This window comes from Bifidobacterium moukalabense DSM 27321, assembly GCF_000522505.1.
In the GTDB taxonomy this organism is placed as follows: domain Bacteria; phylum Actinomycetota; class Actinomycetes; order Actinomycetales; family Bifidobacteriaceae; genus Bifidobacterium; species Bifidobacterium moukalabense.
In genome coordinates, this window is sequence record NZ_AZMV01000007.1 from 254,189 (window position 1) to 269,504 (window position 15,316).

Genomic DNA, 15,316 nt, shown 5'->3' on the forward strand with positions numbered 1-15,316 from the left:
TTCGATCCGCGATTTCCACTTGGCATGACGGCGGGAAACGGGGACCCTAATCCAGCCGTCCGCGCTTCCAAAGGCTTGCGCCGTGGCGGAAATCCTTGGCCGTGGCAAACAGGTTGCCGGCGGTGTGCAGCAACCGTGAGGCCTTTGCACGGGCGGTCTTTTCGGCATCGCCGGAGGATTGCGCTCCGCGCGAAGTCAGCTTCTTCGCCTCGATCCGCAATCCCAACGCAACCACGTCGGTAAAGGCGGCGGCACGTTCCAACGCCACGGCGAAATCACCCGTGAAGGCACCTGCCAGAATGGAATCCGCGGTACGCGCGATATCCTCTTCCGTGGGGGCCTGATCGACTCCGGCAATCGCGGAAGCGGCCGTCGCAACCGGCTCGCCCACGCGCCACAGCCGTGCGATCGAATCCCGGTTCTTCCTCATCCACGTACGCAGCAGGTAGAGACGCCACAGAATGCCTGGCAATGAGTCCGGCTCGGCATGGCTCCACAGTTCCGCAATCACGTCAACGCCCTCACGGTCGACCAACGTGAGCACGCGTTCCACCAGCGCCGCATCCTGCGTGTGGTGCACACGGTCAAGCAGCGCCGCCGCCGAAGCGTGGCTCATCTCGTTGATCTGCGCCGGATCCGCGCCGCCCGCGATGTTGTCGGCCATCATCTGGTCGAGCTGGCCCGGGCGCGCGGGGCGTGGCGAACCGGTATTCGTGAAACCGGCGGTACGGCTGGGAATCACGGAACCGGAACCGTAATGCATGTTAGTAGACAAGTGGCGTGACCTTTTGAATATCGATGATGCTGGGACCTTGCGGTGTATCGATTATAAACATCGCAACGGCCGTACCGGTAGGCATATAGGGCGATTTGGCGATGAGCTGCTTGGCGAGCTGCTTGCGCGCGCACATGCCGCGCAGATGGTCGAACATGCCGCCGATCACCGGCCGATGCATGCAGATCGCCGTGGTCTGGCGTGTGCTCAGCGCCCGTCTGATCTGTTCCAGGAACGCAAGCCAGGCCATGGTCGGATGGTCGGCGAACGCGTCTTCCGTCAACGCGTCGATATGCTCCATCGGCCGGTCGGTCTGCCAGCTCAGGACCTGCAGCGTCTCCTGGCAGCGCATCCACGGCGACGTGGCCAGCCGGGTCGGATTGAAGCAGGCGAGCTCGCGATTGAGCGCGAACGCGGCGGCCGCGCCTTTCGGCGTGATCGGACGGTTCGCGTCCGTGCCCTTCCAGGATTTGCGCGGTTCGGCCTTCGCATGGCGTACGATCAGCAGATTCTGCGCGGTCGCGGCCCCCTCCTGCACACGGTCGACGAAGGCCGCGAGAATGTCCTTATCGGTGGAATGCGTCAGGATCTTGCGCGCCTCACGTATCGACACCCACACGATATCGTTGATCTCACCGACATCCGCGCGGTGCACCGGGCCGAACGCGTCGATGAGATGCTCGGCCTCCTCGCCGCTGATGGGCCGTGCCATCCAGTACAGCGTGTGTTTGGTGTCGACGGTGCGGTCGTGCGAATGGCGGGTCTTCTTGCCCTCTTCGGACAGCGGATATTCGACCTCGCCCAAATACGGGCCAAGCGCGATGCTTACGCCCGTCTCCTCGCCGATTTCGCGGACCGCCGCATGACGGTGCGATTCGCCCTGCTCCAGTTTGCCTTTCGGCCAGCTCCAGTCATCATATTTCGGCCGGTGCACGATGCAGACTTCGATGTCGTCGAGTAGCTCCTTGGCCGATTTCTGTGTTGCGATCTGAGGATTATCGGCGATTTGCCCGCCGATCTTCCAGCGGTAGACGATACCCCCGGCGGCTTCCACGATACGTCTCATCTTCTCGCTCATGCCTTTCATTGTAAGCGCGACGAAAGTGGCCGACCCTGCGGTATGCAGAATCGGCCATCTTCGGAAATGCGGCGCGCGATTGTCTTGACGGTTCCCTCAACGGAACCCGCGCGGCTCAGTGCGTTGCCGGACGGCGCGTATGGCGCTTGATCAGGTACTCCTGGCAGTCGACCAGCGGGCGTCCCTCGGCGTCCTTCGAATGACGGACATACGTGCCATCGGCCTCCATGTGCCAGGAGGCGGTGGAATCGGCCATCTGCAGGTCGACGTACTTGATCAGCTCGTCGATCTGCTCCGGGGCGGTGATGCGGACCAGCGCCTCGACTCGACGGTCGAGATTGCGGTGCATCAGATCGGCGGAACCGATCCACACCTCCGGTCCGGCCGCCGGCCCCTCGCCGATCTGCGGGCCGTCGGAGTTGGCGAACGCGTAGATGCGGCTGTGCTCGAGGAAGCGGCCAAGGATGGAACGTACGCGGATGTTTTCGGAAAGGCCCGGTACGCCTGGCTTCAGCGCGCAGATGCCACGCTCGACGATGTCGATCTTCACACCGGCCTGACTTGCACGGTACAGCGCATCGATGGTCTTCTCGTCGACGATGGAGTTGACCTTGATCTTGATCCACGCCTCCTTGCCGGCGCGTGCGGCCTCCTCCTCGCGACGGATGCGCTGGATCAGGCCGGAACGTACGGTGCGCGGGGCCACCAGCAGGCGGTGGAAGCTCGACTTCGGAGCGTAGCCGGACAGCTGGTTGAACAGGCGGGTCATATCCTGGCCGACCACCGGATCGCAGGTCAGCAGGCCCAGATCGGTGTAGATTCGCGCGGTCTTCGGGTTGTAGTTGCCGGTGCCCACATGGCAGTAGCGGCGCAGTCCGTCGGCCTCCTGGCGCACCACAAGGCTCAGCTTGCAGTGGGTCTTCAGGCCCACGATGCCGTACACCACGTGCACGCCTGCGCGTTCGAGCTTGCGGGCCCACGCGATGTTGGCGTCCTCGTCGAAGCGGGCCTTGATCTCGACCAGCGCCAGCACCTGCTTGCCGGCATGCGCGGCGTCGATCAGGGCGTCGATGATCGGCGAATTGCTGGACGTACGGTACAGCGTCTGCTTGATGGCAAGCACCTTCGGGTCGGCGGCCGCCTGCGCTAGGAACGCCTGAACGGAGGTAGAGAACGAATCATACGGGTGATGCAGGAGGATATCGCGTTCGCGAATCGCTGCAAAGATGTCTTGCGCGCGGGACGACTCCACCTCGGCGATCTGACGGTTCGTGGTCGGCACGAAGGAACGGTACTTCAGATCCGGGCGGTCGATGCCGCCGAGCTCGAACAGTACGGTCGCGTCGAGCGGCGCCGGCAGGCGGTACACCTCGTCGGCGCTTACGCGCAACTGGTCGGCAAGCAGCTGGGAGAGGAACGGGCTGGTCTCGTCGGAGATCTCCAGACGGATAGGCGGTCCGAAACGACGGCGCAGCAGCTCCTTCTCCATGGCGTTGAGCAGGTTCTCGGCATCGTCCTCTTCCACGTCGATATCCTCGTTACGGGTCACGCGGAAGGAACGGGCCTCCTTGATGATCATGCCCGGGAACAGGGATTCCAGATGGGCGATGATCAGGTTCTCCATGGTGATGAAGCCGTAGCGAACATCGGTGGCCTCGTCGTCGGTCAGATCGTCGACCGGTACGAGACGGTTCAGATTTCCGGGGATCTTCACGCGTGCGAAGTGGGACTTGCCGGAGGCGGGGTTCTCCACAAGCACGGCGAGGTTGATGGAACCGCCGGAAATGTACGGGAACGGGTGGGCCGGATCCACGGCGAGCGGCGTCAGCACGGGGAAGACCTGCTGGCGGTAGTAGCGCGAAAGTCGCTCCTGCTCGGCGGCGGTGAGCTTGTCCCAGCCCAGCAGCACGATCTTCTCCTTGGCCAGGTCGGGCAGGATGTGATCGATCATGTAGTGCGCATGCTCATCCTGCAGGCGGTGGGCCTGCTCGCTGATGGCGCGCAGCTGCTGTCGGGGGCTCAGGCCGGAGGCGGCCGTGACGGCGATGCCGGTATCGATGCGGCGCTTCAGGCCTGCGACGCGAACCATGAAGAACTCGTCGAGGTTGTTCGCGAAGATCGCGGCGAAGCTGGCGCGCTCGATGATCGGCAGATCCTCGTCCTGAGCAAGCTCGAGGACTCGCTTGTTGAACTTCAGCCAGCTCAACTCGCGGTCGAAGAAGCGGTCGTTCGGCAACGGCTCCTCGCCGGCCTGCAGCTCCCGCCTGTCGTTCTTATCGGTCTCGGCGATGTGTTCAGCAATCTGGCTGCGCAGAATCGCCTTTGAGGGTGCGTCAAAAATCTGTGCCATAGCACACTACTTTAAGCGGTATTCGCCGGGACATTCCACAAAACGGCGCATAATTTAGCCGAAGTTTACATTAGTTTGATGAATTTGCGAAGAGTGCATCGATGGATGTTCGGTTCTCGGCGGGGAAGGGGGTTGTCGAAGCATGTTGCGTGGATTCCGGCTCCGCTCGCCTGATGGTTGGCGTTCCGGCATCTCGGCATCGCATATGGTGGGGATGCGTACGACACGCCGGAGTGAGGGATGAATCGCACGTAATCGCACAAACCTCAGGGAAGAAACGCACAGGATGATGCAAATCCACGATTATGGCGATCGGAAGGGAACAGTTTGGCAAATAACGCAACATAGGCCCGTTTCGGTTTGCATAGCCGCCGATGCTGAGCATAATTACGAAGTACAAGAACAACTTAACAGAGCAGAGCCCACAAAAAGTGTATGACCAAGATAGGTTGTTACGTTGAACGGGCATTGGATAGACTTACCGTTACAACGAGGAAGTTGTGCAGCGATTCTGCTCTGAAGCTTCTTGTAGAGAAGGCCCGCCCCGGCGGGTCTTCTTTTTTTGTTGCCCCTTCGATATGATTGCTATGCCGAAATCGATGGATGCGAATTACGGAAAGTGACGAGGGCTATGGTGGCTGCGAAGAGCGAGAAGGAGCCGGAAGGGTCTCAGACCCATTCCCGATTGGGGCCTGCGGAACGACGCGAACAAATCATCGATGCCGCCTCGCAGCTCATCTCCCGCAATGGGTTCTGGGGTTTTTCGGTGCGTCAGGTGGCCGCGCAATGCGACCTGACCGAGCCTGCGGTCATCTACCATTTCAAGAATAAGGTGGGGCTGCTGATCGCGGTGCTGGAGCGCCGGGACCGCGAAGATATGGCACAATATTCGCACTCCCTCGGGGTGGAGCCTGAAGAGATCTGGAATGGCGATGTGCGGTTCGGCATTCGGAGCATCTGCGATGTGCTGATGGCGCGCAATGCCAAGCAGCCGGAGATCGTGAGGCTGTACACCATTTTGCAGGGGGAGTCCCTCAGCGATCATCATCCGGCGTATGAGTACTACCAAAAACGCGAGCGCCGTGTGATTTCGATGTTGACGCGTGCTGCCGAATACGACGGTCTGGAACGGCCGCGGCAAGAGGCGCGCATGGCGCTCTCCGTGATGGACGGCATCCAGTTGCGGTGGCTTCGTGATCCCGAGGGTGTGGACCTGATGTCGCTGTGGCATGCGTATGCCGATGCTCGCTGGCGTGACGCATCCTCGGCGTGTCGCGTTGAGGATGGCGATCGGTGACGCTTTTCCGCTCGTCCGTTAGGGGCATGATGCGGGTGGATAATTAACTGCCTGGTTAATTATCTGCTATAGTAATGTCTACATAATTAACTACGTAGTTAATTAATGGCAACCTTGGCTCGAAGATGAGAAAGGGAAAAACCGATGACGATGTTTGACCAGGCGGTCGAGGCCATCCGGCAGGGATCCGATGACGAAGCTCTTGCCACGCAACTCTATGACGAACTCACCGATGACGAGCGTCTGAATCTGCTGGATGGCGATATCTATTACTGGCAAGGACGGTTGGACATTGTGCGGCATGGCTACAATGTCACGCCATACGTTATGGGTGCCGTGAATCGTCTTGGCATTCCGGGCATACGATTCGTGGACGGTCCTCGCGGGTGCGTCAGCGGGCACGGCACGGCATTCCCGGTATCCATGGCACGCGGCGCGACATGGAACGAGACTCTGGAGGAACGCGTAGGCGAAGCCATCGGAGAGGAGGTGCGCGAGCAGGGAGGCAACCTTTTCGGCGGCGTGTGCATCAACCTGCCACGCCATCCCGCTTGGGGCCGCATTCAGGAGACCTACTCCGACCAGCCGATGCTGTTGGGCTCGTTGGGCGCGGCGCTGACACGGGGCGTACGCCGGCATGCCATGGCCTGTGTCAAGCACTTTGCCTGCAACTCGATGGAAAACGCACGCTTCAAGGTCGATGTGAATGTTGATGAAGCCACTTTCCATGAAGTGTACGGGCCGCATTTCAAAACGGTGATCGATGCCGGCGCGGACGCGGTCATGACCGCATACAACGCCGTGAACGGCGAATATTGCGGTCAGAACGCATGGCTCATTCAGCAGACCCTACGAAAGGACTGGGGCTTCTCCGGTATCGTCGCGTCCGATTTCGTGTGGGGGCTGCGTGACGTGGCGAAATCCGTGAAGGCGGGGCTCAACATCGAGGAGCCGTTCCATCAACAGCGGTACACCAAGCTGCGCGCGGCCCTCGATCGCGGCGATGTGACCTGGGAGGACATTCGTGAGCTTGGCGAACGCATCCTCGGCACGCAACTGAGATTCTACGCACAACGGGATGCGCGGAAACCCGCCGGAACCATGGCCGATGCGAAGCATGTGGCGCTCGCCCGCGAAGTGGCGGAACAATCCATGGTGTTGCTGAAGAACGACGCGCGAACACTGCCTCTCGACCCCGCCGCCATCTCGCATATCGTCGTGACCGGCAGACTGGCGAACATGGCGAACACCGGCGACCAAGGCTCCTCGAATGTAAGGGCGCCATACACGGTAACGCCACTGGAGGGGTTACGTGCGGCGTATGGCGACGATGCGGTGGATTACGTGGAAGGACGCGACCGGGAGGAGGCCGCGCGGCATGCCCGCCATGCCGATGCGGCGATCGTGGTCGTCGGCTATACGGCAAACGACGAGGGTGAGTATCTCAAGAGCGTGGTCTCCCCGGATATGCTGCCGCTGCTACCGGAACCGGCGACTCAGGAACAACGTGCAGCGAAACAGGCCTGCCAGGCCTATATGAAGGAAGGCGTAAGCACGTTCGGTGGCGATGCGGAAGGAGGCGATCGCGCGAGCCTGCATCTGAGTTCGGAAGATGTGGATCTCATCCATGCCGTAGCCCAAGCCAACCCACGCACGGTCGTCGTCGTAGTCGCCGCCGGTGCCGTGCTGATGGGCGAATGGGCGGACGAGCCCGCCGCCGTGGTGATGGGCTGGTATTCCGGTATGGAAGGCGGGCACGCGCTCGCCGACATCATCGCCGGCAAGGTCGACCCGTCCGGGCGATTGCCGTACGCGATCGCACGGTCGGAAAGCGACCTGCCCCCATTCGATCGCGATGCGACCAGTGTGCGGTACACGCGTTGGTACGGCCAACGATTGATCCAACATCGCGGATCCCAGGCATTGTTCCCCTTGGGGTATGGCCTGTCATACCAGTCATACGCGATCGGGGAACCCGCGATCGCGGATCTCGACGTGGGGCGTCGGACGGCGATCCTGCACGTTCCGGTCACCAACGAAGGCGATCACGCCGGCCGCCATGTCGTTCAGATATACGGCAGCCTGCAGGAAGGCGAACGTGCGGGCGAACGTGAGCTACTCGGTTTCGCATCGGCGTCCATTCCCGCACAGGAGACCGTGGACGTTGCGATATCGCTGGATTTCTCGGCATTGGGCCGTTGGAATGCACAGGAGCGCAAGGTTGCGCTCGAAACAGGAAAAATACGCATTGAGGCGTCTTCGTTCTGGGGCGACCCCGATGCTTCGACAATGGAGGTCGAACTATGAGTACAGCGGAACCGGCAGTGTGGACGGGGACGGTAAGCGACGAACAACAGGCAAAGGTGCCATGGGTCGTCGGTGTGGCGCTCGTCTTGGGCGTGTTCCTGTGGATGGGGCCGTACATGGGCGTAAACGTGGTGCTGCTTCCCGCAAAGACGGCATTATTGGCGGGAGACGCCAAGGCGAGTGTCGTCGCGGTGCTGTCCACCAGCGCCATGATCGTCGCGGCCATCGCCAATATCATTTTCGGAGCGCTTTCCGATCTGACCCGCTCCCGTTTCGGACGCCGATCCCCTTGGATCGTCGGTGGCTCGATTCTTGCCGCGGCGGCCATGATGTTTGTGAGCTGGGCGCCGACCGTACCGTTGCTCATTGTGGGATGGTGCGTGTATCAGTGCTTCCTGAACGCCATCGTCGCGCCGCTGATTGCCGTGATCACCGATCGGACCGCGCCGAAGTTCCGCGGTACCATCAGCGCCATGTACGCGCTCGGCTACTCGGTCGGCATCTATGGCGGCCAGATGATCGGCGCCCGATTCCTGACGGACCAATCCGTGGGCTTTACCGTACTCGCCGTGCTCACGCTGATCGGCGGCCCTCTCGCCGCCCTGATCATGCGTGAAGGCTCCAGCCTGGCCATGCCGAAGAAAAGCTTTACCGCACGGATGTTCTGGGAGCATTTCTCCTTCCCGACCAGGCACTGCCGTGACTACTACCTCGCATTGTTCGGCAAGTTCCTGATCGTCGCGGCCAAGTTCTCCATCTCCGGTTTCCAGCTGTACATCCTCACGGATTACATGATGCAAAGCGCCGATGGGGCCAAGCACTACGTTTCGGTGATCTCCATGTGCATGATGGTGACGGCCATCGCCATGACGGTGATCGCAGGCCCGATCTCCGACAGGATCGGCAGCCGCAAGATTCCGGTGATCGCATGCTCCCTGCTGGTCGCCGTCGGCTCCATCGTTCCGTTCTTCTCCAATGATCCGAAGATGATGATCGTATACGCGCTGGTTGCGGGTACGGGCATGGGTGCCTATAACGCGGTGGACCAAGCCCTGAACGTGGAGGTATTGCCATCCAAGGACACCGCCGCGAAGGATCTGGGCATTCTGAACCTTGCCAACACCGGTGGCCAGGTGCTTGGCCCGGTGCTTGCCGCCACGCTGATCAACATGTTCGGCTATCACGCGCTCTTCCCGTTGGCCGCGGTCTGCTCGCTGCTCGGCGCGCTGCTGATCGTCTTCATCAAATCGGTGAAATAAGCCAGCCTGAGCCAGCCATACAGGCATCTTGACCAATTCCTCGATTGCTTAGGGTGCGGGCGGTGAGAATGGCCTTCCGGATACCGTGGGCCATTTCCCACCGCCCGCACCCTGATTCGTTACGTGGGCGGAGCGGCGGGAGACGGCCTGTGGACGGCGGTGGATGACACGCCGGGGGTGTGGATAATCCGGCATCCTCCGACCACAAGGGCCGATTCGACTTGCGGGCCCGTTTCCGCATGGTTTTCAATCGGCGTTATGAACACCGCAATACCTGTTCCCACCGAAGTGCCGTTACCGCCACAGGCGTCACCGTTGCGGCGGCCCGTATCGCCGCAATGCTTCTACACTCCGCCCGGAGCGGTCGGTGACGGATGCGATGGCACCATCCCGATACGTTTTGAGGCCGATCCGAGCCCGCAAGGGTCCGCTTGCGGCACTGCGGCACGCTCGAATGCGACACGTCCGATGACGGCGAACGCCGATATGGGCAGCGTGGTGATGCTGAGTTCCGCCGTCGCGGGCGTGGGCGTCAGTACGCTGGCCGCCATGCTCGCACGCACGCTGGCGCAGCGTGGCGTCAAGTGCGTGCTGGTGGATGCCGACCTGCAAGGCGGAGGATTGGATGTGCTGCTCGGCATCGAGAATGAGGACGGTTCCCGATTCGGCGACATCAACGCACCGCTGGGCAAAGTCGACGGGAAGGCACTGTTGCGCGAGCTGCCGGTCTGGGATGGAGTGCCGGTGCTCTCCTGCGATCCGTGGAAGGTCGAGAATCCGCAATGGTGGGAGATCCAGGCGTGCATTCGCTCGCTCGCACAGACACGCAGGATGGTGATCGTCGACGCGGCAAGCCACATCGGTCTTGACGGTCTGGGGGATTACATCGGGGCCCGGCACATCGTCGTGGTGGAGATGACGGTGCTCGGTCTGGCCCGCGCCAAGGCCTTGCTGAAGTCATCCGGAACGTTCGACGGGGATGACGGCCCCTCGCCGATTCTGGTCGGCATCGGTCCTCGCGGCACCATACGAAATCGTGGGACCACTGACGTTGCCGAGGCGGAAGAGTATCTGGGACGGGAAATCGACATCGTCATACGACCGGATGGCAGATTGTGCAGTGCGCTTCTGGAGGGACTGGGATTGCGCAAGCCGAACACGGCTACACGCAAAGCCTTGGAACGATTGGCTGATTGTGTGCGGGGAAAGGTCCGGAAAGCGTGATGGTCATGGAGCTTGGTCCCCTTAGCGAAGTGGCCCGCGAGCCGGGAGCCACCGATATCGCCGTGACCTGTGACGGTTCCGTATGGGTGGATAGCGGCAAAGGCATGCAGCTGCGCCGATTGCGTGTGCCGTTCGACTCGGCGCAGGCCATTCGGAATTTTGCGGTACGGTTGTGCTCCCAGCTCGGCCGTCGCCTCGATGATGCCTGCCCGATCGCCGATGCCTCCACCGTCGACGGCGTGCGCGTGCATGCCGTCATCGCACCGTTGGTTCCGCAAGGCGCGGCCATCAGCATCCGTCTGCCCGATGCCGGCGCACCTCGGCTGGAATCCTTGGCGCATCATGGCATGTTTCCGCCGGACTGGCTGCCGCTATTGCACGGACTGGTACGCCACAAGGCGACGATTCTGATCACGGGCGGCACGGGAGCCGGCAAAACCACCCTGCTGAAGGCGTTGCTTACGCAGTGCCAGGCGTCGGAGCGCATCGTCACCGTCGAGGAGGTGCGCGAACTGGGCATGTTCCGGCATGCCAATCATGTGTCATTGGTCACCAGGGAAGCCAATGTGGAAGGTGCCGGAGCCATAGATCTGCCGCAATTGATTGCGGCGACCCTGCGTATGCGGCCGGACCGCGTGGTGGTGGGCGAATGTCGGGGCGCGGAAATCGCCGACCTATTGCGGGCGCTCAATTCCGGGCATCGTGGCGGCATGACCACCCTGCATGCGAACGATGTGGAGGCCGTGCCTTCACGGTTGATAGCGCTCGGCCTGCTCGCCGGTTTGGACCCGCGCGCCACCGCCATGCTTTCGGAAGACGCCTTTGACGTGGTGCTGCATGTGGAACGGGCGCAAGGACATCGCAGAATCTCACAAATAGGCCGGCTTGTCGTACGGAACGGAAGGCTGCAAGGCCAGCCACTGGCGTTTTGGAACGGCACGCGGGTGCGGGTGGGCGAACAATGGGCGGATTTCACACGGCGATGGAACATGTGAGCATGCGCCGGCATGACAGCGGCTCGCCACGGCGGAATTCGGAAAACGCAAGGAGCCTGTGATGGAATGGCTGACGTGGTGCACGGCGATGGCCACGGCGATCGCCGTGTGGCTGTGGTTGCATCGCAATGATCCGTTTGGGCGATCCCGACTGGTCGGCATGTGCGGATGCGAGGGCGACGATGCGATGCCGGAGGGCCAGGCGTCACAAGCCGATGATCGGTCCGATGCCGCTTCTTGTGAATCCGTCGAAAACGAGACGGCGGGCGAGGGGCCGCCCCGTATAGGAAGCGTGGCATGCGTGGCGGCCCTGCAGGCCTCCGTGCGCAGTGGCGCCACACTGGTGCAGGCTTTTGAAGAACTGGGAGGCCATGCGTTCGCCACCCCCGATCTCACTCGCCTGCGCATCGAAATGGCGTTGCGATGCCGCTGCCCGCCGGGAGAGCAGGGTGAGCCGACGCGCCGATTGAGCGCGGAGCTTTACGCGGCCTGCCAACTCAGCACGGTGCTGGGCTGTGAAACGTCACGTTGCCTGGCTGCCGTCTCGGCCTCCTTGAAAAGGCGGCGACTTCTGGATGACCTGCGCAGAAACGCCTTCGCCATGCCTCGGGCCACGGTCAGACTGCTGATGGCATTGCCGTTCCTTACGGTGTTGCTGGGCGAAGGCATGGGTGCCCGCCCCCTGGCCTTTCTGTGCGGTGACGCCAAAGGACTGCTGTGCCTGGGATTCGCTTCGGGATGCTATGCGATCGGCTTGTTGTGGATCCGCATATTGCTGCGGAAGGACCGTCCGTGACGGAGCGCGGGAATCCCCGATGAGCCATGGTCGGAAGGAAAGGAACGCCCATGCTGGAATTTTGGATGATCGCCGCCGCATGTTGTACGGCCGGTGCCGTCTGGCTGTGGCGCTGGAACCCCGCGAGGCTGTCTTCGGATGACGAGGCCGTTTCCGATCCTCCAATACCGCTGATATTGGAAATGTTGGCCGTCGCCATTCGACAGGGAGCCTCGATTCCACATGCCCTGACCGCCGTGGGACGGATTGTCGGCGGTGATTTCGGCGCAGGCCTCGCATCCGCCGGGAATGCGCTGAATCAGGGTGCTGATTGGAGCCAGGCATGGCCGGCGGGCGATGATCTCGCATTGGTGCGTGACGCATTCGCTTCGTCATGGTCAAGTGGGGCCTCGCCGTTGAACCGGTTGGATGCCGCCGTCGAACAGTTGGATTGGGATGAGCGTTCGCGGATTGAGCAAAGCGCCGCAGCGTTGTCGATTCGACTGCTGCTGCCGACGGGGTTGTGTTTTCTGCCGGCGTTCGTTGCCGTCGGCGTCATTCCGGCAATCGCCTCCTTCCTGGGATGATTGTGGATGGGTGTGGATGACACGCCGAGGGTGTGGATAACCACCCATCCTCCGACCACAACCCCCGGATTTCGCGACACGGGCATCCCGGTTCCATGACACTGAAACCACCTGGTCATGAGACCGGGGTGGTTCAAATGAAAGGAACGCGATGAACGCCGAAATGTCAATCAATGTCGATGGCGGCCCTGACATGCTGGGACGGGCGGGATGCAGACTGCTTGCACTACGGGAGAAAGCCAACCGCATGGTATGCCTGCTTGACGCCCGTGTCCGTACGCTGACGGCCGAGCCCGAAGAGGGTGCGGCGACCGCCGAATACGCGGTGGTACTGGTGGCCGCGACTGGGTTTGCCGCGGTACTGGTCGGCATCATGAAATCCGATGCCATCAAGACGATGCTGACCAACATCGTCAAGAAAGCGCTCAACATAGGGTGACGATCCATGACGGCCTCATGGTGGAGACGCCATGCGGATGAGGGATCCGCCACCGCGGAATTCGCGGTGGTGCTTCCCTCCGTTGCCGCAGTGGCGATATTGGTGTTGTGCCTCGGGCGGGCCGTGGTGGTGTCCATGGATTGCCAGGATGCGGCCGCCGTTGCGGCGCATGCGATGACGATCACCGGTCATGATGGTGAATCCCGTGCAAGGGCTGCGGCCTCGGCGGCTGCCGGTAATGATGCGCGGGTGTCGTTTTCCCGTACCGCCGACAGCGTCACGGTTACCGTGCAGTGCCCGGTGATTCCGGATCCGACCGGTGTTCTGCCGACGCGCGTGACCGGCAAGGCGACCAGATATTTCTAGGATTCCCGTGACGTGAGTATTGCGCGTGCAAGGAGATGGACACTGTGAAACAATTTGTGAAACGGTTTGTGAAACGATGGTTGCCGGCTGCGTGCGGCCGTCTTGTACGGCTGTTCGCGAAGTCGGACGAAGGTTCCGGCACCGTATCCGGCATAGCCTTGATTACGGTGGCGGCCGTGATGCTTGGCGTCGTCGCGGCCGCCGGCAATCTGCTGATCTGTCTGCATCGGGCGCAGTATGTCGCCGATCTGGCTGCGGTGGCGGCGGCGACGGCATTGCGCGAAGGCTCCGCAACGCCATGCGAAGCGGCTTCGCGAACGACGCACGGCAATGACGGTGAGTTGCAATCCTGTGCAATCCTCGGCGAGGATGTGCAGGTCACGGTCGGGGTGGGCACGAAGGTGCCGTTTGCGTCTCAGGTGAGTAAATCCTCCCGCGCCGGACCGGTCGCATGCGAGTAAGGGCGCATCGGCCCCGTGCGCCTCCCGGGGTGCAGAGGCATGATGGAATCATGATGATTGCGCCGAATGGATATCGCTGATAGCGTGTGGTGGCCAAACGCGGTTATCGTAACGGTATGAGTGAATCGTCACGTTCGAATATGACCGTTGCCGTGGTGGGGAACCCGACATCGAACAAAGGCCGCGGAGCGAAGACCAGCGATCAGGTGATCAGCCTGCTGCAATCCGCCGGAGACAGGCATGGCTTCGAAGTCATCGATGTGACGGGCACGAGCTTCGAGGACTCCTTGGACAAGGCGAAGAGCCGTCGGGCCGAATATGACTATCTGGTGGTGGTCGGCGGCGACGGCATGATCGCACTTGGCACGAATGCGGTCGGCTGCAGCGGCAAGCCGCTCGGCATTGTGGCCACCGGTTCCGGCAACGATTTCGCACGTGGGCTTGAACTGCCGGTCAATCGTGTGGAAACCGCCGTCGACGGCATCGTCGGCGCCATAATGCGGGGCTCGCATATCGACGTGGACATGGGTCTGGTCACATCGTTGCCGGGCGGCTATGCGGTCGACTCCAGCACCGGAGGCGAACTGCCCAGGGCGCAGAAGGCATCCGTTACCGCACACACCGTGAAGGGTCTGCTGGCCGTCGATTCGTTGCAGTCGAACATGGGATTGGATTTCACCGACGAGTATCTGGGTGAACCGAACAGCCTCGATATCGACCGTTACTATGCGGGCATGCTGTCATGCGGTCTGGATGCCAGCATCAACGACCGTGCCAACCATTCGCACCTGCCGAACGGCACCCTGCGGTATTTTGCGGCCGTGCTGGTGGAGCTGAGCCACATGAAGCGATACGGCTACCATGTCAAGGCAACGCTCGCCGACGGTTCGGTAGAGGAACGTGACATCATCTCCCCGCTGCTCACCGTCGCCAATTCGCGGCATATCGGCGGAGGCATCGAAGTATCGCCATATTCGCGATTCTCGGACGGACTGCTCGATTTGGTGTGGATGGATCACGTGCCGAACTTCGCCGAATGCGTGAAGGCCGTCTCGCATGCGTACGATGGCAGGCTTCTTGCCAGCAAGGTGTTCGGTTGGCAACGCATCCGCGAAATCGAGATCAGTCGTGCCGCTGACGGTGACGAACCTCCGGTGTTCATGGCCGACGGTGAATATGTCGGCCATCTGCCGGTCAAAGTCACCGCGCAGAGCCGGGCATTGCGCGTGCTCGTGCCGCCGGCGGTCGCCGAGGCACAGGCCCATGACGGCGAGGAGCAGGCGCTCGAGGCCATCGCGCGTGACCGCCGTGACCCCCTCACCGGTGGCTTCTTCGACTAGGCGTATTCGACGTGGTGCCGCATCCGCCGGAACGGGCCTGATGGCGTCGCCGATGCGTGCGAG

Annotated in this window: 14 protein-coding genes; 11 read left to right on the forward strand and 3 right to left on the reverse strand. The window is 61.9% G+C overall.

Annotated elements, in window-relative coordinates; all coding sequences use genetic code 11:
* Positions 1–46: 46 nt before the first annotated feature.
* From BMOU_RS07365 to BMOU_RS07375, 3 genes are all read right to left on the reverse strand, one after another.
* Positions 47–763, reverse strand: a complete 717-nt coding sequence (locus BMOU_RS07365; protein WP_034876307.1) for a hypothetical protein — start codon at positions 761–763, stop codon at positions 47–49.
* 1 nt (position 764) lies between these two features.
* On the reverse strand, positions 765–1,862 hold the full coding sequence (locus BMOU_RS07370) for an NUDIX hydrolase (RefSeq protein WP_034876309.1): 1,098 nt from the start codon (positions 1,860–1,862) through the stop codon (positions 765–767).
* A 106-nt stretch (positions 1,863–1,968) separates the two neighbouring features.
* Positions 1,969–4,203 carry an RNA degradosome polyphosphate kinase gene (locus BMOU_RS07375; protein WP_034876311.1) on the reverse strand — a complete coding sequence of 745 codons (2,235 nt, stop codon included), beginning with the start codon at positions 4,201–4,203 and terminating at the stop codon, positions 1,969–1,971.
* A 631-nt stretch (positions 4,204–4,834) separates the two neighbouring features.
* Here BMOU_RS07375 and BMOU_RS07380 point away from each other — a divergent pair.
* The 11 genes from BMOU_RS07380 to BMOU_RS07430 all read left to right on the forward strand — a co-directional run bounded on the left by BMOU_RS07380 (position 4,835) and on the right by BMOU_RS07430 (position 15,253).
* Complete coding sequence (locus BMOU_RS07380) at positions 4,835–5,500, forward strand: TetR/AcrR family transcriptional regulator (RefSeq protein ID WP_051428940.1); 666 nt, start codon at positions 4,835–4,837, stop codon at positions 5,498–5,500.
* A 144-nt stretch (positions 5,501–5,644) separates the two neighbouring features.
* Positions 5,645–7,807 (forward strand): glycoside hydrolase family 3 protein, encoded by a 2,163-nt coding sequence (locus BMOU_RS07385; protein WP_034876313.1) that lies wholly within the window; start codon positions 5,645–5,647, stop codon positions 7,805–7,807.
* Entirely contained in the window at positions 7,804–9,066 is a 1,263-nt protein-coding gene (locus BMOU_RS07390) for an MFS transporter (RefSeq protein ID WP_034876315.1), read from the forward strand. The genes BMOU_RS07385 and BMOU_RS07390 overlap by 4 nt, the downstream gene beginning before the upstream one ends.
* Before the next feature lie 258 nt (positions 9,067–9,324).
* Entirely contained in the window at positions 9,325–10,290 is a 966-nt protein-coding gene (locus BMOU_RS07395; protein ID WP_235143747.1) for an AAA family ATPase, read from the forward strand.
* 5 nt (positions 10,291–10,295) lie between these two features.
* Positions 10,296–11,285 (forward strand): CpaF family protein, encoded by a 990-nt coding sequence (locus BMOU_RS07400; RefSeq protein ID WP_034877402.1) that lies wholly within the window; start codon positions 10,296–10,298, stop codon positions 11,283–11,285.
* 61 nt (positions 11,286–11,346) lie between these two features.
* Positions 11,347–12,081: a hypothetical protein gene (locus BMOU_RS07405; RefSeq protein ID WP_034876319.1), complete on the forward strand. Its 735-nt coding sequence runs from the start codon at positions 11,347–11,349 to the stop codon at positions 12,079–12,081.
* Positions 12,082–12,131: 50 nt separating this feature from the next.
* Positions 12,132–12,647, forward strand: coding sequence for a type II secretion system F family protein (locus BMOU_RS07410; protein WP_034876320.1), 516 nt, complete (start codon positions 12,132–12,134; stop codon positions 12,645–12,647).
* Positions 12,648–12,840: 193 nt separating this feature from the next.
* Entirely contained in the window at positions 12,841–13,086 is a 246-nt protein-coding gene (locus BMOU_RS07415; RefSeq protein ID WP_371851385.1) for a DUF4244 domain-containing protein, read from the forward strand.
* A gap of 6 nt (positions 13,087–13,092) precedes the next feature.
* Positions 13,093–13,452 carry a TadE family type IV pilus minor pilin gene (locus BMOU_RS07420; protein WP_034876324.1) on the forward strand — a complete coding sequence of 120 codons (360 nt, stop codon included), beginning with the start codon at positions 13,093–13,095 and terminating at the stop codon, positions 13,450–13,452.
* Positions 13,453–13,487: 35 nt separating this feature from the next.
* Positions 13,488–13,913, forward strand: a complete 426-nt coding sequence (locus BMOU_RS07425) for an Rv3654c family TadE-like protein (RefSeq protein ID WP_081738522.1) — start codon at positions 13,488–13,490, stop codon at positions 13,911–13,913.
* Between the two features lie 116 nt (positions 13,914–14,029).
* Positions 14,030–15,253, forward strand: coding sequence for a diacylglycerol/lipid kinase family protein (locus BMOU_RS07430; protein ID WP_034877406.1), 1,224 nt, complete (start codon positions 14,030–14,032; stop codon positions 15,251–15,253).
* Positions 15,254–15,316 lie beyond the last annotated feature (63 nt).

Coding starts and splice junctions, on each gene's coding strand:
- BMOU_RS07365 (WP_034876307.1), bottom strand. CDS start 763: ATGCATTACGGTTCCGGTTCCGTGATTCCCAGCCGTACCGCCGGTTTC.
- BMOU_RS07370 (WP_034876309.1), bottom strand. CDS start 1,862: ATGAAAGGCATGAGCGAGAAGATGAGACGTATCGTGGAAGCCGCCGGG.
- BMOU_RS07375 (WP_034876311.1), bottom strand. CDS start 4,203: ATGGCACAGATTTTTGACGCACCCTCAAAGGCGATTCTGCGCAGCCAG.
- BMOU_RS07380 (WP_051428940.1), top strand. CDS start 4,835: ATGGTGGCTGCGAAGAGCGAGAAGGAGCCGGAAGGGTCTCAGACCCAT.
- BMOU_RS07385 (WP_034876313.1), top strand. CDS start 5,645: ATGACGATGTTTGACCAGGCGGTCGAGGCCATCCGGCAGGGATCCGAT.
- BMOU_RS07390 (WP_034876315.1), top strand. CDS start 7,804: ATGAGTACAGCGGAACCGGCAGTGTGGACGGGGACGGTAAGCGACGAA.
- BMOU_RS07395 (WP_235143747.1), top strand. CDS start 9,325: ATGAACACCGCAATACCTGTTCCCACCGAAGTGCCGTTACCGCCACAG.
- BMOU_RS07400 (WP_034877402.1), top strand. CDS start 10,296: ATGGAGCTTGGTCCCCTTAGCGAAGTGGCCCGCGAGCCGGGAGCCACC.
- BMOU_RS07405 (WP_034876319.1), top strand. CDS start 11,347: ATGGAATGGCTGACGTGGTGCACGGCGATGGCCACGGCGATCGCCGTG.
- BMOU_RS07410 (WP_034876320.1), top strand. CDS start 12,132: ATGCTGGAATTTTGGATGATCGCCGCCGCATGTTGTACGGCCGGTGCC.
- BMOU_RS07415 (WP_371851385.1), top strand. CDS start 12,841: ATGCTGGGACGGGCGGGATGCAGACTGCTTGCACTACGGGAGAAAGCC.
- BMOU_RS07420 (WP_034876324.1), top strand. CDS start 13,093: ATGACGGCCTCATGGTGGAGACGCCATGCGGATGAGGGATCCGCCACC.
- BMOU_RS07425 (WP_081738522.1), top strand. CDS start 13,488: ATGGACACTGTGAAACAATTTGTGAAACGGTTTGTGAAACGATGGTTG.
- BMOU_RS07430 (WP_034877406.1), top strand. CDS start 14,030: ATGAGTGAATCGTCACGTTCGAATATGACCGTTGCCGTGGTGGGGAAC.